The sequence below is a fragment of the Oikeobacillus pervagus genome (genome assembly GCF_030813365.1).
GTDB classification, from domain to species: domain Bacteria; phylum Bacillota; class Bacilli; order Bacillales; family DSM-23947; genus Oikeobacillus; species Oikeobacillus pervagus.
The window spans coordinates 131,576-153,320 of sequence record NZ_JAUSUC010000002.1 but is presented as its reverse complement, the minus strand read 5'-3'; the positions used below and the strand labels follow the sequence as shown (position 1 = coordinate 153,320).

Here is a 21,745-nt window from a genome sequence, read left to right as displayed (position 1 = left end):
AGTGGGCGCATAAAATCAACTACACCAGTGGAAGTATAAACGTTTCCGGGACGCAACTCAGCTTTCAAAAAATCACCTGTTAGCCCATCAAATGCGACAAGTGGATGAAAGCCCATTGTGTGATAATGCGCATTATAGGAAGAGTTTTCTTGCTTTCCATATGTGTCGGCATGCGTGGAATCTAGATCAAAAATGAGTGCCTTCGATTGTCGGATACGATGAACTCGGTCAAGTAACTCCTGATTTGCCGTTTGAAGTTGATCCAGTGCCTGCGTGTCAAAGCGCTTGAAAAATCGTGATAACGACGGTTGAGAAGCGAGAGCAGGTGTGCCAAGAACGTGTGTGAAAACCGGATCATGTGTCAAACGATCGGCTGCATCGTCCTCGTGATAGCCGGCAATAAGTTGGTAGATCTTTTGACGAAAAAGTTGATCGTTTTCATGCATACAATACGTGCGTTCATCTTTTAACTGGAGATGTTTGGCGATGGTTTGTGAGAAGCCCAATTTCTCATCGAATTCACGGAAAATGAATTCGCCTGTGTCAGAAGAAAGTGCTCCCCCATCGTTGGATAATTTAATAGAACGGTTGAAATGTAAAGGTTTTTGCGTTAAAGTTGTCATCATAAGAATCCTTTCTTTTGGTTGTTTCTTGGTCGTTATAACCTTAGCAGAAATGGATTCTTTTTTCATCTAATAAGTGAAAAAGAGAATTCCACTGAAAAGCCGGTAAGTCAGCATTTCAGTGGAATTTTGTATTTGTCGGTGAATAATCTAGGCAGTACTAATATCAAAATCTGAATTTTATGTTAATAAGTTTTTTCATAAAAAAATCCTTTATAATGGTTTGGTGGTAGTCACCTATCCAAATCCAATATAAAGGAACGCACATGGATAAGATTACACGAAAAACATCATTTGAACAATGGCTTTCACCCATTTCCAACAATTTGTTTGAGGAAAGAGTGAAGACCCATAAATTAAATTACTATACTAAGAAGCTTCATATGAATTCATTTTTGAAATTACTACTGTACGGACAACTCCATGAAACGGAGAGCTTGCGAGCTTTAAGTGATTGCGTATTTTCGGAAGAATTACAGAAAGCAACCTTACTTGATTCCATTAGTTTCTCTCAACTGGGTAGACGATTAAATCAAATTCCAACTGAGTTTTTTCAAACCATTTTCCTTGATTTAGTCACGCAAATTCACACAAAAACGGATTTTCCAACAAGGAGAAAAATGACGACTCCACTGAAAATCATTGATTCAAGTACATTACCATTGAACTTGAACAACCATAAGTGGGCAAAATTCCGCAAAACAAAATCAGGTGTGAAGCTCCATCTCCGCCTTGTGTTTATGGAAAAGGGCTGTTCCTATCCAGATCAATCGGTGCTTACGAACGCGAACAAACATGACCGTAGTCAGCTTGAAATACTTGTCGATGATAAAGAATGCATGTATGTGTTTGACCGTGGATACTTGGATTATGAACGATTCGATCACATGACAGATGAAGGCTATTTCTTCGTTTCCCGTTTGCGTAAAAATGCGGTTGTACGGAACATCGAAACGTTTTCGTTACCTGAAGATTCTTCGGTTTTATCGGATGAATTGGTTGTCATCGGAACGACGCAAAATCGAACGGAAAATGGATTTCGTTTGATCAAAGTACTAGATACGAAAGGCAATCAGCTACATTTATTGACCAATCGCTTTGATTTAAGCGCTGATGAAATCGCTGAACTTTACAAATCACGTTGGGCCATTGAATTGTTTTTCGTGCGCTTTGTTTCCTAGCTAATCTGTTTCGTGAGAAACAATAAAACTAGGAGGACTTATACAATAATAAGTCTAACTCTGTATTTGAATTGGCAAGGGACGTTCTTGCTTAGAAATGAAGATTGACATTTCTACCCTAATACTCCGACATGCGTCATTAGTTTACCATTATGAGGTGTGAAGCTCGGTGAAGTCGGCGAAAAGTAGACCTGAGAAGTGGTTAACGAAGTAGTCGGGGGGCTATAAAGTTACTATGTCTATAGAACACTTCGTGTTGGAAAGAATCCTTGGATGTACGGCTCGGAAGTTCGGGGAAATCGAAATGAAGATTCCCACTCATACTAATGAGCCAATCACGGATCATGTAATGAAAAATGCATGAATATCTGTTCTACTCCATCAATGGAATAGAGTTCTGAGTCCTTTCAATCGTGGACAAAAGGATGGTTGGCGGGTCATAAAGGAAGGCTAAGGTAACATATGTAAAGCTAAGATACAGGGAACAAAGGAACTTTGGAGGAAGATGTTAAGAATGGTAAAATTCGATACTTCTAAACGGTAGGAAATGACCGTTAAATCTAAAGGACGGCAGCCCGTAGTAGTGATGAAGCAAGGTAATACTGGTGGAGCGAAGGGGCATAGTCAATATTTTCTTTTTTTAGACCAATTAATCTGCTGAGGAAGCCGTTGTGCAAACCTGACTAAAGCCAAATTAGCAAACTCCTAAAATGGAGGTGATGCCATTGGTTCAACAATTCAACTATCCAAAATCAGAATCAGAACTCCGAAGCCTGCAAGATAAACTATTTGGGGAAACAAAGACAAAAATCCAAGACGGGAATGTCCCAAGATTCAAAGGACTTCTGGAAGTTATATCCTCTGAAGTGGTGATATTAAGCGCAATCCATAATATTAAAGCGAATAAAGGGAGCCAAACGCCTGGCACAGATCAAGAAACTATGAGGAAAAACATTCTTGAGCAGGACTACCAAAAAGTGATTGGTCGAGTACAAGAGACTCTACAACACTATAAACCTAGACTCATCCGAAGGGAATATATTCCCAAACCCGGAAAACAAGAAAAACGTCCATTAGGAATTCCTACTATACTAGACCGGATTATTCAAGAATGCATAAAGATCGTGATTGAGCCAATCCTAGAAGCGCAATTTTATAAACACTCCTACGGATTTCGCCCTATGAGGGATACGCATATGGCAATGGCTAGAGTAACTGACCTTACTCACAAAACAGGCTACCATTGGATTATCGAAGGAGACATCAGGAAGTTCTTTGATAAAGTCAATCATACGATACTAATTAAGAAGCTTTGGCACATGGGAATACGCGACCGAAGAGTGCTAATGATCATTAGGGAAATGCTTAAAACGGGAATTATGGGTGAATTAAAAGAGAATCCCTTAGGCACTCCTCAGGGCGGAATTATCTCGCCCCTTCTCGCCAACGTATATCTGCATAGCTTCGACCAATGGATCGCTCGAGAGTGGGAAGAAAAGACAACAAAGTACTCCTATGCCAACCAAAGTAAAAAGATACGAGCACTTAAAAACAGTGGTCGATTAAAACCAGCCTATCTCGTAAGATATGCCGATGACTGGGTACTTATTACGAATTCAAAACAAAACGCAGAAAAATGGATAAGGAAAATTTCGACGTACTTGGATTCAAACCTTAAGCTTACATTATCTAAGGAAAAGACGCTAATTACAAATATTAGGGTAAAGCCGATTCACTTCATAGGATTTAGTTACAAAGTAGTCAAAGGTAAATCCCGTACGGGATATGTCACAAGAACAAAACCTATCCCCGAGAGACTTGATACTAAAATTATAGAAATACAAAAAGACATCAAAGCAATAAAACGTATGAATGATAGTAAAGAAGAACTTATTCATACAATCAATAAAATCAATTCCAAAATTCGAGGGATAATACAATATTACGAAATCGCAACATGGGTAAATATTGAAATGCGGAAATATAGCCAATTAATCCAATATACAGCATACAAAGCCCTTAAGAAATACGGAGGAGAATGGACACCAGCCAATCTAGTAAACAATCTTACATCTGTCCATTCTGAATATACCACTCAGATACCGGCAATTCAATTCAGCGGGGGATTGATGATTGGCATAACCAATTTAGGCTTCTGCAAATGGAAAAGGAATACAAGCAAAAATCAAAACGAGACTCCTTATTCCGAAACAGGGAGAAATATTTATCGCAAACGAACAAGAAAGGGACTTCCTTTGGCAAGAGCAGATGATATATTAAGCCTACATTACTCTGAACTCATAGCACAAGGGAAAACTAACAAACTATATAATTTCGAGTATTTTCTAAACCGGGCATATGCTTTTAGTCGTGATTGCGGAAAATGCAGAGTGTGTACAGAACAAATATGGTCACCTAGGGATATTCACATTCACCACATACGTCCTTATTTACCTATGGATGAAGTAAACCGTGTACAAAATCTCGCAACCGTACATAGGAAATGTCATCAAGCGATTCACAATCACCAAAATTATGGACATCTTGACAGGAAACTTTGGAAAAAGATAAAAGATTTTAGAGAAAAGTTAATAGGGTCTAGTTAAAAGATATTTGATGGAACGCCGTGTGCGGTGAAAGTCGCACGCACGGTGTGAGGTGAGGGAAAAGAGCCCCAAACGTTATATCTTTGATATAGACGTGGGTGACTCTTACCTATCGCTACAAGTGGATGAAACAACACTTGAATATCAAAAAATTTTATGTTCAGAGTGAACAAGCTGTACACAACCAAGTGTATATAGCTATGATCGTGTATTGTTTAAATGTATTAGCTCAACTGAATACAAAAAGTAAGCGATCGTACTTACAAATTAGTCGTTATTTGAAAGTAGCTTTATGGAAACCAGAACAAATTTGGGTCCGAAAAATCCAAGGAAATACCGTCCCATAAGGATTTCAACGTATCTGTCGCACTTGCCAAAGGTTATAGTAAAAAAATGGATGTTTACTACCTCTGCTTGAGCATCTTTCTTTTTACTCTAAATGGAATGAAGATAAAGACTGAAAATTTAATCAATATTTATGCGACGCTAGTGGTTAAAAAATAATACATTGTTGTAATCAAAAGCGCATTCAAGGAGTTTTAAATTACAGCACCCCTGCTCATTACGATAGAGCGATTTAATCACAGGGCATACATGCCATATTTTTCCTTCTAATCATGATAACCCTACCTCAGATTGGTGGACGGCTGTCAAGCGCTTTCCTTGTCGGACATTAAAACCAATCGGTGATACTTCGAGATGATGAGTTATATTGTCTACTTTTGGGATTTGAACGCAGAGTGACGAAGATATTTCGATGATTTTACCTTTTTTAATGGGGTTGAAGTTGAAATTGTCCGGTTACCTGAAGTTGGTAATTTTGTCCATTTTTTTATCAATTGAAACACTAGTACTTCTCACATTTCCATGAAAGTTTCCATCACAGGTATCAAGCGGAATATATTGTTCACATGGGTTTCACGAAAGAATTAGCGTATGTTTCCTATTGGAGAACTTCGGATTAAAGGAATTACAGTTTGCTAGTAGGGACGGCGAAATATCTACAAGTTCATTTTCTTCATCAACACCCACTACTTCATACGCCAGCTTGCGGTACGGAACTAAACGATTTGGCACCTGTACATACCGGAGCCGAGTTGCTGCGAGTTCTTCAGCTCTCATCATCAACTTCCGTAAACCATCGTTTTATTTCTTTTTTTCTTCCCTCCAACTTTAAACAAATGTTAATAAAACGATCATTGCTTAGCCAAGGGAACTTTTGTGGAAAAGTGTTCAATTTCATTTGGCTAAATAGTTGATTAAAAATTTAGCCATTGACTAATCTCATTCTTAAGTCCTCTTTTTTCATCCATGAAATAGCCCTAAATAATCTATGAAAAAATATACTTCCATTTATTATCCTATTTGAATACATATTTTGCTAATGGCCTTAATGAGATGGATATAGTTAATCAATAACATCAATGATTTGACACAATTATGCAGATTCGGGAGGTGTCTCATTGAAAGTATTAGAAGTGAGTAGTTTGCAAGAGGGGATTGACCAAATAATTCAGAGAATTGAATCTTCATTTGGGCAGATTTCAGCGATTCAACGAGCAGTCAGAGACTTTTATCAATTAGATGAGGCATTAAAAGGAGAAGGCGGAAAGGCCATCCGTCACTTTTATAATGAATGCCATCAACCATTTTTAATTTTTCTTGCTCAATCCTTAGTAGATTACCAAATGGCTCTAGAAAAATTGAAAGAAGCGGTTAATACGTTTGAACCCAATCATTCGGGATTGATCAGGGAGACATTTTTAGAACAGAACGTAGAAGATGGCCTATGTCATTTGAAGGAAAAGACAGAAGAACTTACAGATGAAGCCAACAGGATCATCCAGAGTGTAGAAGATATCGTGTCCCTTCAAAAGATAGATGATTCCGAGGTAATGAACAATATCCAACTGGGAAGGAAATATGCTGAGACAACAGTAGAGGAACTACATATTCTAGACAACTACGGGGTGTCCCTTCTGAAAAAAACAGAAGAAAATATTCAAACCATGGGAACATACCTATCGGAGTTGGAATCCAAGTTTCAAAGTGGGGGGCTAACGATTGAAAATGACCGTGTAGAAGCCATTCAGGATATCGCCTCCCATCAAACGATCATGGATAGCATTTACAATCGAAAGCCGAAAAAAACGGAAGAAATCAATACCAAAACGATAGAAAATATGCCACTGTCAGAAATAGAAAAAGCCAAAGAGGCTATATTGGATGATGTAAGCGAGGATGGAAAAGCGACCATCAGCATCGCCTTTCAAAAGTTAAAGGATGGAGAGTTGGATCGGCAAGAGTATGTTGGAATCCTGCGTGGAATCCAAAAATTTGAAGTGGAATTGAACAAGTTAAAGAAGAAAGAAGCTTCTATAGAAAAGAAAGATCATTTCTTGATTTCAACCTTAAAAACAACCGGCAGAACGATGAAGGGAGCAGCTATTGGAGTAAAGGATGTCGCCGTCGATACAGTTGAAGGGGCTTATCAAATGGTTCGACACCCGATTCAAACAGGGGAGTCCGTCGCCCAGATGATCAGAAATCCAAAGGATACATGGGAATATATGGCGGGTGCGATAAAAGAATCCTATAACCGCGACATGGTGAATGGAGATGCAGAAAGTCGGGCCCATTGGGTAACCTATGCGCTTGGAACAATCATAGGAACAAAAGGGGCTGGAAGTGCAGCAAAAACAGGAACTACGGTGACAAAAGTCGCCAAAGAAGGTGCGAAAAAAGTCGCCAATGAAGCGGCAAAAGTAAAAATCCCTAATTTATTCCCATATGGCCCGCAATACCAATTGGCACCTGGGGGAAACGTTCCTTATAATGTAGTAGACGGGCTTCGCTTAAGAGACCAGTTGGTGATGTTCGCTAGGGAAGTTACTGAGAGGGCTACTAAGGGTATAGGTAAAGGTAATAAGTTAAAAATAGAAGATTTCACTAAAGAAATATTGGAGACTAAACCAATGAACTCTCCAATACCTGAAAAGTGGTATAAAAAGGGTGGAAGTATCTTCATCGAAAATAATGGTACTTGGACTTATACTAACAAGTCTGGAACATCAGTAAGCTACCCGAATGGTTTTCCAGATTTTACACCTTTTATGCATCCAAATGTTAAGCCTGTAAAAATAGAAGTTCATTCGCCTAAAAATAATCCGAAAGATTTTGAAAATGCAAACAAAGCAGCTAGACTTACAAAAGATACTGATCCACCAATAATAGATATTAGAAAGCCGCCAGACGGTTATACGTGGCATCATCATGAAGATGGAAAAACAATGATGCTAGTAGATGAAGATATCCACAGAGAGTTTAGGCACATTGGTGGTCAATCAAAGGTTAATGGGAAAAATAAGTAATGATATAGGAGTGAGAGTATGACAAAAATGCTTAGTGTAAATCCAAAAGTTTCTTTACAGGATATAAAACAATTTGAACAAGAGTATGAAGTTACGCTACCTAAGCAATATGTTGATTTTCTACTAGAATACAATGGAGGATTTCCTCAAGAATCTAACTTTAAAATCTCTGATGATGAAGGAGAAAGTTTAGTCAATAAGTTTTATGGAATTGGCGATATGAAAAGTAATTTAGGTAAAGTATTTGAGGTATTAGAAGGAGAAATACCAGAAGATTTTATTTCAATTGGTAATGACCCTGGAGGAAATGAGATTTTATTAGGAGTTAGTGGAGAGTATCAGGGAAAAGTATATTTTTGGATTCATGATATAGAACCCGAAGACGAAATGGACAATATGTTTATCCTTGCAGATAGTTTTACTGGGTTCTTTAATAACTTATATGAATCAGAATAATGGATAGGTACCGACCCCCGAAAGTTAGAGTAATAAATCTAACTTTCGGGGGTGTTTTTATGGCAAAATATAGTGAAGAATTTAAACTAAAGCTTGTCACCGAGTATTTAGAGGGCAACATTGGGTATGGATCATTGGCAAAAAAATATAATATGGGCAGTCAGACACCTATACGTCAATGGGTGAAAGCCTATGAGACACAAGGAATGGATGGGTTAATACGAAGTAAGTCTAAAAAGAAGTACTCTGTTCAATTTAAATTAGATACGATACAATTTATGTTAAATACAGGTGCTTCTTAGCAACCTATCGCACCACTATCCATTCCGATCAAGGCTGGCATTACCAACACAACCAATGGGTGAGGACATTAAAAGAAAATAAAGTATTCCAAAGCATGTCCCGTAAAGCAACCTGCGCAGGCAACGCTTCGATGGAGAATTTCTTTGGCATTTTAAAGCAAGAAATGTACTATGGGGAAAAACTAGTAAGTTATGAAGAATTAAAGAGAAGAATAGAAGATTACATCTACTGGTATAACAATGAACGATCAAAAGAAAAATTGGCCGGATTGAGTCCGATCGAATACCGAACTCAATCTAGCCAATCAGCTGCGTAATAAAACTCTAACTTTTGGGGGTAACCAACTTTATAAGACAGCCCCTTTTTTGTTTAAGAAAAAATCAATTTACAATTAACGGGCAGTAAGTTAACTCCACTAAATGAAGTTTTACCTTATGCGTTAACAGATAATTTCTTCATTAAACGTGATTTTGTACGGTTAGCCGCATTTTTGTGGATTAATCCTTTAGAAGCAGCTTTGTCTAATTGTTTAACAGCAGTGAAAAGAAGGTCTTTTGCATTTTCGTCTTTATTCACAACTGCAGCTTCAGCTTTTTTCACAGCTGTACGCATAGCAGATTTAACTTGAATATTTCGTGCATTACGAACTTCAGTTGTTTTTGCGCGTTTGATTGCAGATTTAATGTTTGGCATCCGTGTCACCTCCTCAAGATCGAGATTCTATTTTTTACTCGATTTTCCCATTTCAATGAACAATAGAACAAAAGATATTTTATCAAACGAAACTTTATATTGCAATACTCTTATGTATGATGTTCAAAAAGTCTAAGTAACAGAATGAAGTTTTATTGGATGGGAAATGATAAAAAATAACGAAGCAGGTCATGAAGGAGATGGGAAGATGACAAATGATAAACAATTAGATTTAAGCGTGTATTCTGTAAGAACAGATCTAGCGATAGAAGCCAAGGAAATGGTAGATGAACAACAAGGAACAACATCGGAAATCGAAGGGGTAATTATCAAGGAGAAAGAAGAAAATGATATAAAACTATCTTATGTGGAAATCACTCCAGAAGGCGAGAAAACAATTGGAAAAAAAGCGGGAAACTATTTAACCATTGAAGCCCAACGAATACGACAATCAGACTCTGACTTTCAAAAAAAGGTGTCAGAAGTGTTTGCAAGGGAATTTTCGCATTTTCTACAAAAGAAAGGAATTCACCGTGATGCAAGTTGTTTAATTGTTGGACTAGGGAATTGGAATGTCACACCAGATGCCTTAGGTCCACTTGTTTGTGAGAATATTTTAGTCACCAATCATTTATTTAAATTACAACCAGAAAGTGTAGAAGAAGGATATCGACCTGTAAGTGCTCTTTCTCCTGGAGTGATGGGATTAACGGGGATTGAGACGAGTGATATTATTTTCGGAGTTGTGGAAAAAGCCAAGCCTGATTTTATTATTGCGGTCGATTCATTAGCATCCAGAGCGATTGAAAGAGTGAATGCTACGATTCAAATTTCGGACACGGGGATTCATCCGGGATCAGGTGTAGGAAATAAGCGAAAAGAATTAAGCGAAGAAACACTAGGAGTACCTGTCATTGCGATCGGTGTTCCAACAGTAGTGGATGCTGTGTCCATTACGAGTGATACAATTGATTACATCCTAAAGCATTTTGGGAGGGAAATGAAGGAAGGGGACAAACCTTCGAAATCTTTAACACCAGCAGGAATGACATTTGGGGAAACGAAAAAACTAACAGAAGAAGATTTACCGGGGCCTACTGAAAGAAAAGCCTTCCTAGGAATGATAGGGGCGTTAGAGGATGAAGAAAAGCGCCGTCTCATTCATGAAGTTTTAACTCCTTTAGGACATAACCTAATGGTGACTCCAAAAGAAGTGGATGTATTTATTGAGGATACAGCCAATTTAATTGCCAATAGTTTAAATGCTGCTCTTCACTCTATTGTTGGACAAAAGGAAGCTGGGTTCTATACGAGATAAAATGGAAACTTCATTCAGTGGGACTCTTCATCTCCCATTGAATATTAATTGTTACCACGCTAAAAAAACCAATCTAGAGAAAAATGTATATAGATTAAGTCCCTCTACTAATTGGAGTTTTTTCATTTCCTAGATTTCATCGTTCTATCTTTTCGAATACAGTCATAAATATGTTACTAGACTGAAGTAGAAAGGGTGGAACGATGAAACATCAGCCGCATTATATATTGGCTATCAATTTCTCAACGATCATAAAAGGAGCCGTACTCTTTATCATTGCTCTACTTTCTGTTTTTTCAATGGTTGGACTTTTAACGACATTAAAGTATGATTACAGATTATCCTCTCATTCCATTCACCGTGCGACACAGAATGTTACCGGAGAAGCTTTATTTCAATTATACAAGCTAGAGAATAAAACATTTTCTGGAGTGGAGATGGAAGATGTCAGTATGCCGAACTTAAGTGAAATGCTGTTCCAATTTTCAACAAACGTCCGCTTTCAAGATCCACGAAGTTTATTGGGCCGAGAACTTCCTGGCTTTTCAATCTTTGATGGAAAAATATTAGTCGCTGGGGAAGGGACCAATTATACGAATATGCCAATTGAATCCGAACCATCTATGGATTTGCTAGATTCTAAAAACGAAAGCGACTCCATCACACTTCAAGATAACCAACAAGATAAAGAGAAACAGCCCCCTTTATTATCTACAAAAGGAAAAAAGAAGGTTTTCTTATATTTTACTCATAATCGAGAATCTTACTTACCACTGCTAAAAGGGGTGACAGATCCGGATGCAGCTCACCATTCTGTCATGAATGTGACGAAGGTAGGGGAGGTTGTACAGGGAGAACTTGAATCAAAAGGAATTGGAACAGTGATTGATCCTACCGATATTGCCGAAAATTTAAGTAAAAAAGGGTTAAAATATGGAGCGTCATATAATGAATCACGAGAAGTCGTATCTTCAGCCATGACCAATAACCGAGATTTACAATATTTTTTTGATATTCATCGGGATTCCCAAAGAAAAGCTGTCACAACGGCCAAGATTAACGGAAAAGAATATGCGAAAGTGGCTTTTGTCGTTGGAGGAGAGCACCCAAATTATGAAAAAAATGCTCATCTAGCGACTGAGCTCCATAAAATGTTGGAAAAGAAATATAAGGGAATTTCACGAGGAGTTATCCTAAAACAAGGGAGCAATACAAATGGGAAATTTAATCAAGACCTCTCGCAAAATGCTTTACTAATAGAATTCGGTGGGGTAGATAATACGTATGAAGAATTGAAGCGAACAGCTGAAGCTTTTTCGGATATCTTCGCAGAGCATTACTGGCAAGCTTTAGAGAGTGGACGTCCTGATTCTACACCAAGGAAGAGTCAATAATAGATCAAATTGTTTCGATTCGGAAAATTTGACCATAATGGAGAATAACAATGAACGATGAAGGAAGATGAAAAATGACGAAATTTATGTTTAAATCTTTTTTGCTCGCTTCCCTGTTATTCATTGGTGTATTAATTGGGATGCAAAAAGCAAACGAAGGGATTACGAAAATGAAAGGTTTTGAAGACCAAAGTTTCCAAGCACCTATTTCTTTCCAAAAAGATTCGAATTATATGGAAACATCTCTTCTTGGTAAGGAAGTTTCCAGTCATGACTTAGAGAAGAAGAAAGAAAAATTAGAGGAAATGAAGGCCTTTAACTTTTTTTCAACGATAGGGAAATATTTAGCTGCAACCATTTCTAGCATTGTAGCAACCATTACCGAGTGGTTTGCTTCGCTTATTTAGCTTATTAAACGACTATTTTTCTATAAATTAGGAAGATGGTCGTTTTTTATTGATGGATGAAAATGCATGACTGAATATAATCGTTTGAATGAACGAAACAGTCGTCCCACTAGCAGTTTTCGTTGAATCTTGCTTTTTTCACTGTTATAATCAAAAATAGTTTACATGTGTCGTTTAACAGGAGTGAAAAATTTATGAATCGGGAAGAAAAATTAAATAGACAACAACATATAAGAAATTTTTCCATTATCGCACATATTGATCATGGAAAATCAACGTTGGCAGACCGCATTCTTGAAAAGACGAATGCTCTCTCATCACGCGAAATGAAAAGCCAATTATTAGATGCAATGGATTTAGAACGTGAGCGTGGAATAACGATTAAATTAAATGCGGTTCAGCTAAAATATAAAGCAAAAGATGGTCAAGATTATACATTTCATTTAATTGATACACCGGGACATGTCGATTTCACTTATGAAGTTTCTCGGAGTTTGGCTGCCTGTGAAGGAGCAATTCTCGTAGTGGATGCTGCGCAAGGGATTGAGGCACAGACATTAGCTAATGTGTATTTAGCTCTTGATAATGACCTTGAAATTCTCCCGATTATTAATAAAATCGATTTACCTGCCGCGGACCCTGAACGTGTTCGTCAAGAAATAGAAGATGTCATTGGTCTAGATGCGTCTGAAGCGGTATTAGCTTCTGCTAAAGCTGGAATTGGGATTGAGGAAATTTTAGAACAAATTGTCGAAAAGGTTCCAGCACCAGAAGGCGACCCCGATGCACCGTTACAAGCATTAATTTTTGACTCCCTTTATGACTCTTACCGAGGCGTTATTGCCTATATTCGAATTGTTGAAGGTACGGTAAAAGTAGGAGATAAGATCAAAATGATGGCCACGGGGAAGGAATTCGAAGTAACAGAAGTAGGGGTGTACAATCCAAAGCCTGTTGCTTGTGAAGAGTTAACGGTTGGAGATGTAGGATTTCTAACGGCTTCGATCAAAAACGTTGGAGATACACGTGTTGGGGATACGATCACCTCTGCCATTCATCCAGCTACAGAACCGCTACCTGGTTATAGAAGATTAAATCCAATGGTGTATTGCGGATTATATCCAATTGATACGGCTAAATACAATGATTTACGTGATGCATTAGAAAAATTAGAATTAAATGATTCTGCTCTTCAATATGAGCCTGAAACATCCCAAGCATTAGGGTTTGGCTTCCGCTGTGGCTTTTTAGGTCTATTGCATATGGAGATTATCCAAGAGCGGATTGAACGGGAATTCAAAATCGATTTAATTACCACTGCACCGAGCGTAATCTACAAAGTATTTTTAACAGATGGCTCAGAGATTAGTGTTGATAATCCATCAAATATGCCGGATCCTCAAATGATTGACCGTGTTGAAGAACCTTATGTACGTGCAACAGTGATGGTACCTAATGATTTTGTTGGGGCAGTTATGGAACTCTCCCAAGCAAAACGCGGGCATTTTATTGACATGAAATATTTAGATGAAACACGTGTCAATGTCATTTATGAAATTCCACTATCGGAAATTGTATATGATTTCTTTGATCAATTAAAATCAAACACAAAGGGCTATGCTTCGTTTGATTATGAATTAATAGGATATCAACAATCAAAACTTGTGAAAATGGATATATTATTAAATGGAGAACAAGTGGATGCTTTAAGTTTTATCGTGCATAAAGATTTTGCTTATGATCGTGGGAAAGTCATCGTTGAAAAATTAAAAGAACTTATCCCGAGACAGCAGTTTGAGGTTCCAGTACAAGCGACTATTGGAAATAAGGTGGTTGCCCGTTCAACAATTAAGGCAATGAGAAAAAATGTACTAGCCAAATGTTATGGCGGTGACATTTCCCGTAAACGAAAGCTTCTTGAGAAACAAAAGGAAGGGAAGAAGCGTATGAAACAAGTCGGTTCTGTAGAGGTCCCTCAAGAAGCCTTCATGGCAGTGTTAAAAATGGATGATACAAATAATAAATAAGCATTAAACAATTCCAAACATTTGGGGGGAAGTATCATCACTTCACCCCCTTTCTTATTTTAAAATTTCCCTATTTCTAATGAAAAAGGAATGAGGAGGTTGTCGTTTTTTGAAGGTGGATCAATCTCCTATGTTATGAAAGAAAGTCCAAAAAGTAGTGGAGGGATGAACTAATGATCACATCCGCCTATATTCATATCCCGTTTTGCCATCATATTTGTCATTATTGTGATTTTAATAAAGTTTTTTATAAAGATCAGCCTGTAGATGAATATTTGCACGCGCTTAGAAAAGAAATGGAATTAACGATGGAACATTTTCCGACAAAAGAGTTGAAAACGATCTTTGTCGGCGGGGGCACCCCAACGGCATTATCAAGGAAGCAGCTTGAAATGCTTTGTTCACATATTCGCAGCTCCCTCCCTTTTTCAGAGGGGGAATTTACTTTTGAGGCTAACCCTGGGGAGTTAACGGTCGATAAAATAAAAGTTTTAAAAGAATACGGTGTCAATCGAATTAGTCTCGGGGTTCAATCGTTTCATGATGAATTATTGAAGAAAATTGGTCGGGCACATACAAGGAAAGATGTGTTCGCAACCATAGATGGGCTACAATCAGCTGGATTCGAAAATATTAGTGTCGACTTGATGTATGCACTTCCAGGGCAAACATTAGATGATTTCCGTGAAACATTACAAACAGCCTTCACATTGGAATTGCCCCATTATTCAGCTTATTCATTAATCATTGAGCCGAAGACCATTTTTTATAACTTAATGCAAAAAGGGAAGCTTCCCTTGCCAAAGGAAGAGGTAGAGGCTCGTATGTATGAATTGGTGATGGACCAAATGGAAAAGCACCATCTTCATCAATATGAGATTAGTAATTTTGCGAAGAGAGGGTTTGAAAGTCGCCATAACTCAGTATATTGGAATAATGATGAGTATTATGGTTTTGGAGCTGGGGCACATTCTTATATTAAGGGAAAACGAAAGTCTAATTTTGGACCACTAAAAAAATATATAACCCCGTTGAAAAAGGAAGGTCAATTACCAGTTTTCCAAGAACATCTGCAAACAGTGGAGGAAAAAATGGAGGAAGAAATGTTTCTTGGATTACGCAAGACAGAAGGTGTATCCATTCAGCATTTTCGCAAAAAATTTGGTGAATCCCCTATGCACATATTTGAAAATCAAATAGCTGAAGCCATTCGGAAAGAGCTATTAGAGAAAAATGAAGACTCAATCCGTTTGACTAAAGAAGGGCGCTTTTTAGGAAACGAAGTATTTCAAATGTTTTTGATGAATTAAATCCATCGCCGTCCGGAAAAATAATTATGATTAAACTTTGATAATAGAGGTTAAATGATTGACATCTAATAGTTGATTTGATACTTTATTAAGTAGAATTAGCACTCGTAGTTACAGAGTGCTAACAGAGGTGATGCATGTTGTTAACAGATCGTCAACTACTCATCTTGCAAGTGATTATTGATGATTTTATTCGATCTGCGCAACCAGTCGGCTCACGTAGTCTTTCAAAAAGAAAAGAAATAGCACTAAGCTCTGCTACAATTCGCAATGAAATGGCTGATTTGGAGGAAATGGGTTTTATTGAGAAAACCCATACATCTTCAGGAAGAATACCATCAGAAAAAGGTTACCGTTATTATGTAGATCACTTAATACATCCGCAAAAATTAAACGGGGAAGAGATTAATAAAATTCGGTCGCTATTTGCTGAGAGTATTTATGAGATGGAAAAAGTGGTGCAGAAATCGGCGAAAATACTGTCTGAACTAACGAATTATACTGCGATTGTACTAGGGCCGGAAATAAAAGAAAATAAAGTGAAAAGACTACAAATCGTTCCGTTAAACAAAGAAACAGCGATTGCTATTATTGTCACGAATACAGGACATGTGGAAAATCGTATGTTTTCATTGCCGCCCAATATGGATGCTGCGGACATTGAAAAAATGATCAATATTTTAAATGATCGATTAATTGGCGTTCCTATTATTGAATTACATGACAAGATATATAAGGAAGTTGTTGTTTTACTAAGACAACATATTCGTAATTATGACTCGATTTTACGCACAATCGTAGATGCAATTGACATTCCTTTTCATGAAAAATTGTTTTTCGGTGGAAAAGCAAATATGCTTTATCAACCTGAATTTCATGATATTGCTAAGATCCAGTTACTTATGGAAATGATTGAGCAAGAGAAAGGAATTTACCACCTCATTCGTCAAATCCCAACAGGAATTCAAGTCAAGATTGGCAAAGAAAATGAAAATACCGCCATGGAAGATTGTAGTTTAATTACATCGACTTATTCTATAGGGATGGATCAGGTAGGGACGATCGCCATTTTAGGCCCCACTAGAATGGAATATTCTAGAGTGATTAGTCTACTTGACTTCTTAAGTCATGATATGTCTCGAGCCTTAACGAATCTGTATTTTAGATAATTGGTGTGGTTATATTGAAGGATGATGGGGAAATCAGGCTTTCTGCTGATTTCCCATCAACTATGCTTTTTTTAAGGAACGATTTATTGCTTATGTTCATAAGGTAACATCGTAATAGCATTATAAGGAGGTGAAATGAATGACAGAACAACAAAATTTAAATGAAACTTCAGAAGATCGCGTTTCTGAACAAAGTGAAGAGATTGAAGAAGTGTCTGCTGAAGCAAAAGAACAGGAAGAGGAAACGGTTGAAGAAACATCTGAAGAAACAGTATTGAAAGAACTAGAAGAAAAAATAGAAGAAACAGAAAATCGCTATTTACGATTAATGGCCGATTTTGATAACTTCCGTCGACGAGCTCAATTAGATCGTGAGGCGAGTGCAAAATATAGAGCGCAAAGTTTGATATCTGATTTATTACCTGTCATTGATAATTTCGAGCGAGCTTTAAAGGTTGAAGCTACAAATGATCAATCGAAATCCATTTTAGAAGGTATGGAAATGGTGTACAAGGGGATCATTGAAGCGTTGAAAAAAGAAGGCGTTGAAATCATTGAAGCTATGGGGAAAGAATTCGATCCAAACTTGCATCAAGCTGTTATGACAGCTGAGGATGAAAACTATGATTCTAATATTGTAGTGGAAGAATTTCAAAAAGGATACAAATTAAAGGATCGTGTGATTCGTCCTTCAATGGTAAAAGTCAATCAGTAGATTACATATAATATTAAGGAGGAGTTTTTACCATGAGTAAAATTATCGGTATTGACTTAGGGACTACAAACTCATGTGTTGCGGTATTAGAAGGTGGGGAACCAAAAGTTATTCCTAACCCAGAAGGTAACCGTACATCACCTTCCGTTGTCGCATTCAAAAACGGCGAACGCCAAGTAGGTGAAGTTGCAAAACGTCAATCAATTACAAATCCAAACACAGTGATGTCTGTGAAACGTTATATGGGTACAGATCATAAAATTTCAATTGAAGGAAAAGATTATACACCTCAAGAAATTTCTGCAATGATCTTACAATATTTAAAATCATATGCTGAAGAATATCTTGGAGAGACAGTCGATAAAGCAGTTATTACTGTTCCTGCCTATTTTAATGATGCAGAGCGTCAAGCAACAAAGGATGCTGGACGAATTGCAGGTTTGGAAGTTGAAAGAATTATTAATGAGCCAACAGCTGCAGCGTTAGCTTATGGTCTTGACAAAATGGATGAAGATCAAGTCATTTTGGTTTATGACCTTGGTGGCGGAACATTTGACGTTTCGATTCTTGAATTAGGAGATGGAGTGTTTGAAGTTCGTTCGACTGCAGGGGATAACCGCCTTGGTGGAGATGATTTCGACCAAGTGGTAATGGATTATTTAGTAAGTGAGTTTAAAAAAGAAAATGGTATTGACTTATCAAAAGATAAAATGGCAGTCCAACGTTTAAAAGATGCAGCTGAAAAAGCGAAAAAAGATTTATCAGGCGTATCGTCTACTCAAATTTCCTTACCATTTATTACAGCGGGTGAAGCTGGACCATTGCATTTGGAGTTAACACTAACACGTGCTAAATTCGATGAGCTTACAGCTGATCTCGTAGAACGTACAATGGGCCCTACTCGTCAGGCGCTAAAAGATGCTGGACTAAGCCCTTCTGAAATCGATAAAGTAATTTTAGTGGGTGGTTCCACACGGATACCTGCTGTGCAAGAAGCTATCCGCAAAGAAACAGGTAAAGATCCTCATAAAGGTGTGAATCCAGATGAGGTTGTAGCAATGGGGGCTGCTGTCCAAGGTGGCGTCTTAACTGGTGATGTAAAAGATGTTGTATTATTAGATGTTACACCACTTTCGCTTGGTATTGAAACAATGGGTGGTGTTTCAACGAAATTGATCGATCGAAATACAACGATCCCAACTTCTAAATCGCAAATTTTCTCTACTGCTGCTGATAATCAGACAGCTGTCGATATTCATGTACTTCAAGGGGAACGCCCAATGGCGGCAGATAATAAAACGTTAGGACGTTTCCAATTATCTGATATTCCACCTGCTCCAAGAGGAGTCCCTCAAATCGAAGTAACATTTGATATCGATAAGAACGGAATCGTGAACGTAAGTGCGAAAGATTTGGGAACAGGAAAACAACAAAATATTACGATTAAATCATCTACTGGACTTTCAGATGAAGAAATCGATCGCATGGTAAAAGAAGCGGAAGAAAATGCCGAAGCAGATAGTAAGCGTAAAGAAGAAGTAGAACTTAGAAACGAAGCTGATCAACTGATCTTCACAACTGAAAAGACTTTGAAAGAATTAGAAGGAAAAGTAGATGCTTCTGAAGTGCAAAAAGCAGAAGAAGCGAAGGAAGAATTGAAATCAGCTATTGAGAAAAATGAACTGGAAGAAATCCGCACGAAGAAAGATGCGTTACAAGAAATTGTCCAAAATCTTTCTGTGAAGCTTTATGAAGAAGCGGCAAAACAAGCACAAGCGGCACAAGGGGCTGAAGGCCAAGAAACAGGAAAAGCAGATGACAATGTGGTCGATGCTGAATTTGAAGAAGTAGATGACGATAAAAAATAATAACCTTGATTAAAAAAAGTCAAAGTCAGGATTATCTTGGCTTTGGCTTTTTTAATAAGCAGTTATCTCTACGCTTCGAAGAAAGATGAAAGATTAAGGCGGAAGAATGTCACTTTTACGTAAACATTGCGTTAATATATATATAAATGTTAAAATATCCTTTATGTGAAAGAATCGGGAGTGTTTGAATAATGAGTAAAAGGGATTATTATGAAGTTCTTGGCTTAGGCAAGAATGCTTCGAAAGATGAAATAAAAAAGGCGTATCGTAAGCTCTCTAAAAAGTACCACCCTGATATTAATAAAGAAGCTGGAGCAGAGGAGAAGTTTAAAGAAATAGCTGAAGCTTATGAAGTGTTAAGTGATGAACAAAAGAAAGCGCAATATGATCAATTCGGTCATACGGACCCAAATCAAGGTTTCGGTGGCTTCGGTGGTTCAGGCTTTGGTGGATTCGAGGATATTTTCAATTCATTCTTTGGTGGTGGCGGAAGGAGAAGAGATCCGAACGCACCAAGAGCTGGGGCTGACTTGCAATATACAATGACGATCAATTTTGAGGAAGCCTTTTTTGGGAAAGAAACAGAAATTGAAATCCCAAAAGAAGAAGAATGTGATACATGTCATGGTTCTGGAGCAAAGCCAGGTACGAAAAAAGAAACATGTTCGTACTGTCATGGATCAGGTCAAATTAGTGTGGAACAGAATACCCCGATTGGCCGGATTGTAAATCGCAGTACTTGTCACCATTGTGGTGGATCCGGTCAGATCATTCAAGATAAATGTCGTACATGTGGTGGAAGTGGTCGAGTTCAAAAACGAAGAAAGATCAGTGTGAAAATTCCAGCTGGAATTGACGATGGTCAACAACTCCGGGTTTCAGCTCAAGGGGAGGCAGGAATAAATGGAGGACCTCCTGGTGATCTTTATATCGTGTTCCGTGTGAAACCGCATGAATTTTTTGAACGTCATGAGGATGATATCTATTGTGAAATGCCAATTACGTTCGCACAAGCGGCCTTAGGTGATGAAATTGAAGTACCGACACTACATGGAAAAGTGAAATTAAAAGTTCCTGCAGGTACACAATCAGGAACTAAATTCAGATTACGTGGAAAAGGCGTACCAAATGTCCGCGGGTATGGTACAGGGGATCAGCATATAGTAGTGAAAGTCGTCACACCAACGAAATTAACAGACAGACAAAAGCAATTATTAAAAGAGTTTGCTGAAATAAGTGGTTCAACACCAGATGAACAACAAGAGAGCTTTTTTGACAAGGTAAAACGCGCGATTAAACGTGATTAATTTGAGGATTGGGGTTGGTAGCAATGAAATGGTCAGAAATCAGCATTTTAACAACAAATGAAGCAGTTGAAGCAATTTCGAACATATTACATGATGCAGGCGCAAGTGGCGTGGTGATTGAGGACCCATTAGAATTGGAAAAAGTCCGAGAAAATCAATTCGGAGAAATCTACCAACTCGATCCCAATGATTATCCTTCTGAAGGTGTTATGATCAAAGCTTATTTACCCTTGAATAGTTTTATTGGGGAAACAGTAGAGGAAATAAAACAATCCATCCATAATCTTGCTTCATTTAATATTGATGTTGGAAAAAATGAAATCTCTATTAATGAAGTTCATGAGGAAGAATGGGCCACTGCATGGAAAAAATATTTTCATCCTGTAAAAGTCTCATCAAAATTTACAATTGTTCCCACTTGGGAGGATTATCAACCCATCAATAGTGATGAATTAATCATTGAATTGGATCCAGGGATGGCGTTTGGAACTGGAACACACCCAACGACTGTGATGTGTTTGCAAGCTCTTGAACGTACGGTCAGAGAAGGCGACCATGTTGTGGATGTTGGAACAGGTTCTGGTGTCCTCAGCATTGGAGCTGCTCTGTTAGGTGCGAGACAAGTTACAGCTTTAGACCTTGATCCTGTTGCCGTTGAATCAGCCAAATCCAATATTCGATTAAATAAAGTGGAAGCAAATATTTCTGTTTCTCTTAATAATTTGTTGGATGGAATTCAGGAGAAGGTCGATATAGTTGTCTCTAATATATTGGCCGAGGTGATTGTAAGTTTTACTGGTGATGTGGCAAAGGCGGTAAAACAAAACGGATATTTTATCGCATCGGGAATTATAAAGCAAAAGCAAGATCAAGTGAAGTCCGCAATCGAATCTGTTGGATTTGAAATAACAGAAACGATTGCGATGGAAGATTGGATAGCCATTATTGCAAAAATAAAATAACAAACCATCATAGAAAAAGAGGCGTTTTGGCTTCC

Annotated in this window: 16 protein-coding genes and 3 pseudogenes; 17 read left to right on the top strand and 2 right to left on the bottom strand. The window is 37.8% G+C overall.

The window, feature by feature from the left end:
• On the bottom strand, positions 1 to 623 hold a 623-nt coding region (locus J2S13_RS01700), incomplete at its 3' end, for an IS1380 family transposase (protein ID WP_307255941.1).
• Positions 624 to 889: 266 nt separating this feature from the next.
• Here J2S13_RS01700 and J2S13_RS01695 point away from each other — a divergent pair.
• From J2S13_RS01695 to J2S13_RS01665, 7 genes and pseudogenes are all read left to right on the top strand, one after another.
• Positions 890 to 1,786: pseudogene (locus J2S13_RS01695) on the top strand (IS4 family transposase); the annotation flags it as partial.
• A gap of 743 nt (positions 1,787 to 2,529) precedes the next feature.
• A complete protein-coding gene (gene ltrA / locus J2S13_RS01690) occupies positions 2,530 to 4,410 on the top strand; it encodes a group II intron reverse transcriptase/maturase (protein WP_307255940.1) in 1,881 nt (626 codons plus the stop codon).
• A 116-nt stretch (positions 4,411 to 4,526) separates the two neighbouring features.
• Positions 4,527 to 4,757 (top strand): annotated as a pseudogene (locus J2S13_RS01685) (IS4 family transposase); the annotation flags it as partial.
• A 1,116-nt stretch (positions 4,758 to 5,873) separates the two neighbouring features.
• Positions 5,874 to 7,781, top strand: a complete 1,908-nt coding sequence (locus tag J2S13_RS01680; protein WP_307255939.1) for a T7SS effector LXG polymorphic toxin — start codon at positions 5,874 to 5,876, stop codon at positions 7,779 to 7,781.
• 18 nt (positions 7,782 to 7,799) lie between these two features.
• Positions 7,800 to 8,237, top strand: a complete 438-nt coding sequence (locus J2S13_RS01675; protein ID WP_307255937.1) for an SMI1/KNR4 family protein — start codon at positions 7,800 to 7,802, stop codon at positions 8,235 to 8,237.
• Between the two features lie 59 nt (positions 8,238 to 8,296).
• Positions 8,297 to 8,539, top strand: a complete 243-nt coding sequence (locus J2S13_RS01670; protein WP_307255936.1) for a helix-turn-helix domain-containing protein — start codon at positions 8,297 to 8,299, stop codon at positions 8,537 to 8,539.
• Between the two features lie 20 nt (positions 8,540 to 8,559).
• Positions 8,560 to 8,856, top strand: a pseudogene (locus J2S13_RS01665) (transposase); the annotation flags it as partial.
• A 116-nt stretch (positions 8,857 to 8,972) separates the two neighbouring features.
• On the opposite strand, the gene rpsT reads toward J2S13_RS01665, so the two are convergent.
• A complete protein-coding gene (gene rpsT, locus J2S13_RS01660) occupies positions 8,973 to 9,233 on the bottom strand; it encodes a 30S ribosomal protein S20 (RefSeq protein ID WP_307255935.1) in 261 nt (86 codons plus the stop codon).
• 208 nt (positions 9,234 to 9,441) lie between these two features.
• Between rpsT and gpr the strand changes: the two genes are divergently transcribed.
• The 10 genes from gpr (at position 9,442) to prmA (ending at position 21,710) form a co-directional block, all read left to right on the top strand.
• Complete coding sequence (gene gpr / locus J2S13_RS01655; protein WP_307255934.1) at positions 9,442 to 10,551, top strand: GPR endopeptidase; 1,110 nt, start codon at positions 9,442 to 9,444, stop codon at positions 10,549 to 10,551.
• A gap of 203 nt (positions 10,552 to 10,754) precedes the next feature.
• On the top strand, positions 10,755 to 11,945 hold the full coding sequence (gene spoIIP / locus J2S13_RS01650) for a stage II sporulation protein P (RefSeq protein WP_307255933.1): 1,191 nt from the start codon (positions 10,755 to 10,757) through the stop codon (positions 11,943 to 11,945).
• Between the two features lie 74 nt (positions 11,946 to 12,019).
• Complete coding sequence (locus tag J2S13_RS01645) at positions 12,020 to 12,352, top strand: DUF3679 domain-containing protein (RefSeq protein ID WP_307255932.1); 333 nt, start codon at positions 12,020 to 12,022, stop codon at positions 12,350 to 12,352.
• A gap of 194 nt (positions 12,353 to 12,546) precedes the next feature.
• Positions 12,547 to 14,379: a translation elongation factor 4 gene (gene lepA, locus J2S13_RS01640; RefSeq protein ID WP_307255931.1), complete on the top strand. Its 1,833-nt coding sequence runs from the start codon at positions 12,547 to 12,549 to the stop codon at positions 14,377 to 14,379.
• A gap of 173 nt (positions 14,380 to 14,552) precedes the next feature.
• Positions 14,553 to 15,689 carry a radical SAM family heme chaperone HemW gene (hemW, locus tag J2S13_RS01635; RefSeq protein WP_307255930.1) on the top strand — a complete coding sequence of 379 codons (1,137 nt, stop codon included), beginning with the start codon at positions 14,553 to 14,555 and terminating at the stop codon, positions 15,687 to 15,689.
• Positions 15,690 to 15,829: 140 nt separating this feature from the next.
• The gene (gene hrcA / locus J2S13_RS01630) at positions 15,830 to 16,858 is read left to right on the top strand and encodes a heat-inducible transcriptional repressor HrcA (protein ID WP_307255929.1); all 1,029 of its coding nucleotides are present in this window, start codon (positions 15,830 to 15,832) and stop codon (positions 16,856 to 16,858) included.
• Between the two features lie 139 nt (positions 16,859 to 16,997).
• Positions 16,998 to 17,573: a nucleotide exchange factor GrpE gene (grpE, locus tag J2S13_RS01625; protein WP_307255928.1), complete on the top strand. Its 576-nt coding sequence runs from the start codon at positions 16,998 to 17,000 to the stop codon at positions 17,571 to 17,573.
• Positions 17,574 to 17,605: 32 nt separating this feature from the next.
• Positions 17,606 to 19,441: a molecular chaperone DnaK gene (gene dnaK, locus J2S13_RS01620; protein ID WP_307255927.1), complete on the top strand. Its 1,836-nt coding sequence runs from the start codon at positions 17,606 to 17,608 to the stop codon at positions 19,439 to 19,441.
• Positions 19,442 to 19,632: 191 nt separating this feature from the next.
• Positions 19,633 to 20,748: a molecular chaperone DnaJ gene (gene dnaJ / locus J2S13_RS01615; protein ID WP_307255926.1), complete on the top strand. Its 1,116-nt coding sequence runs from the start codon at positions 19,633 to 19,635 to the stop codon at positions 20,746 to 20,748.
• 23 nt (positions 20,749 to 20,771) lie between these two features.
• Complete coding sequence (prmA, locus tag J2S13_RS01610) at positions 20,772 to 21,710, top strand: 50S ribosomal protein L11 methyltransferase (RefSeq protein WP_307255925.1); 939 nt, start codon at positions 20,772 to 20,774, stop codon at positions 21,708 to 21,710.
• Positions 21,711 to 21,745 lie beyond the last annotated feature (35 nt).

Bases quoted from the DNA above. Each gene is read 5' to 3' on its own strand.
- J2S13_RS01675 (WP_307255937.1), top strand. From the start codon at position 7,800: ATGACAAAAATGCTTAGTGTAAATCCAAAAGTTTCTTTACAGGATATA.
- J2S13_RS01670 (WP_307255936.1), top strand. From the start codon at position 8,297: ATGGCAAAATATAGTGAAGAATTTAAACTAAAGCTTGTCACCGAGTAT.
- rpsT (WP_307255935.1), bottom strand. From the start codon at position 9,233: ATGCCAAACATTAAATCTGCAATCAAACGCGCAAAAACAACTGAAGTT.
- gpr (WP_307255934.1), top strand. From the start codon at position 9,442: ATGACAAATGATAAACAATTAGATTTAAGCGTGTATTCTGTAAGAACA.
- spoIIP (WP_307255933.1), top strand. From the start codon at position 10,755: ATGAAACATCAGCCGCATTATATATTGGCTATCAATTTCTCAACGATC.
- J2S13_RS01645 (WP_307255932.1), top strand. From the start codon at position 12,020: ATGACGAAATTTATGTTTAAATCTTTTTTGCTCGCTTCCCTGTTATTC.
- lepA (WP_307255931.1), top strand. From the start codon at position 12,547: ATGAATCGGGAAGAAAAATTAAATAGACAACAACATATAAGAAATTTT.
- hemW (WP_307255930.1), top strand. From the start codon at position 14,553: ATGATCACATCCGCCTATATTCATATCCCGTTTTGCCATCATATTTGT.
- grpE (WP_307255928.1), top strand. From the start codon at position 16,998: ATGACAGAACAACAAAATTTAAATGAAACTTCAGAAGATCGCGTTTCT.
- dnaK (WP_307255927.1), top strand. From the start codon at position 17,606: ATGAGTAAAATTATCGGTATTGACTTAGGGACTACAAACTCATGTGTT.
- dnaJ (WP_307255926.1), top strand. From the start codon at position 19,633: ATGAGTAAAAGGGATTATTATGAAGTTCTTGGCTTAGGCAAGAATGCT.
- prmA (WP_307255925.1), top strand. From the start codon at position 20,772: ATGAAATGGTCAGAAATCAGCATTTTAACAACAAATGAAGCAGTTGAA.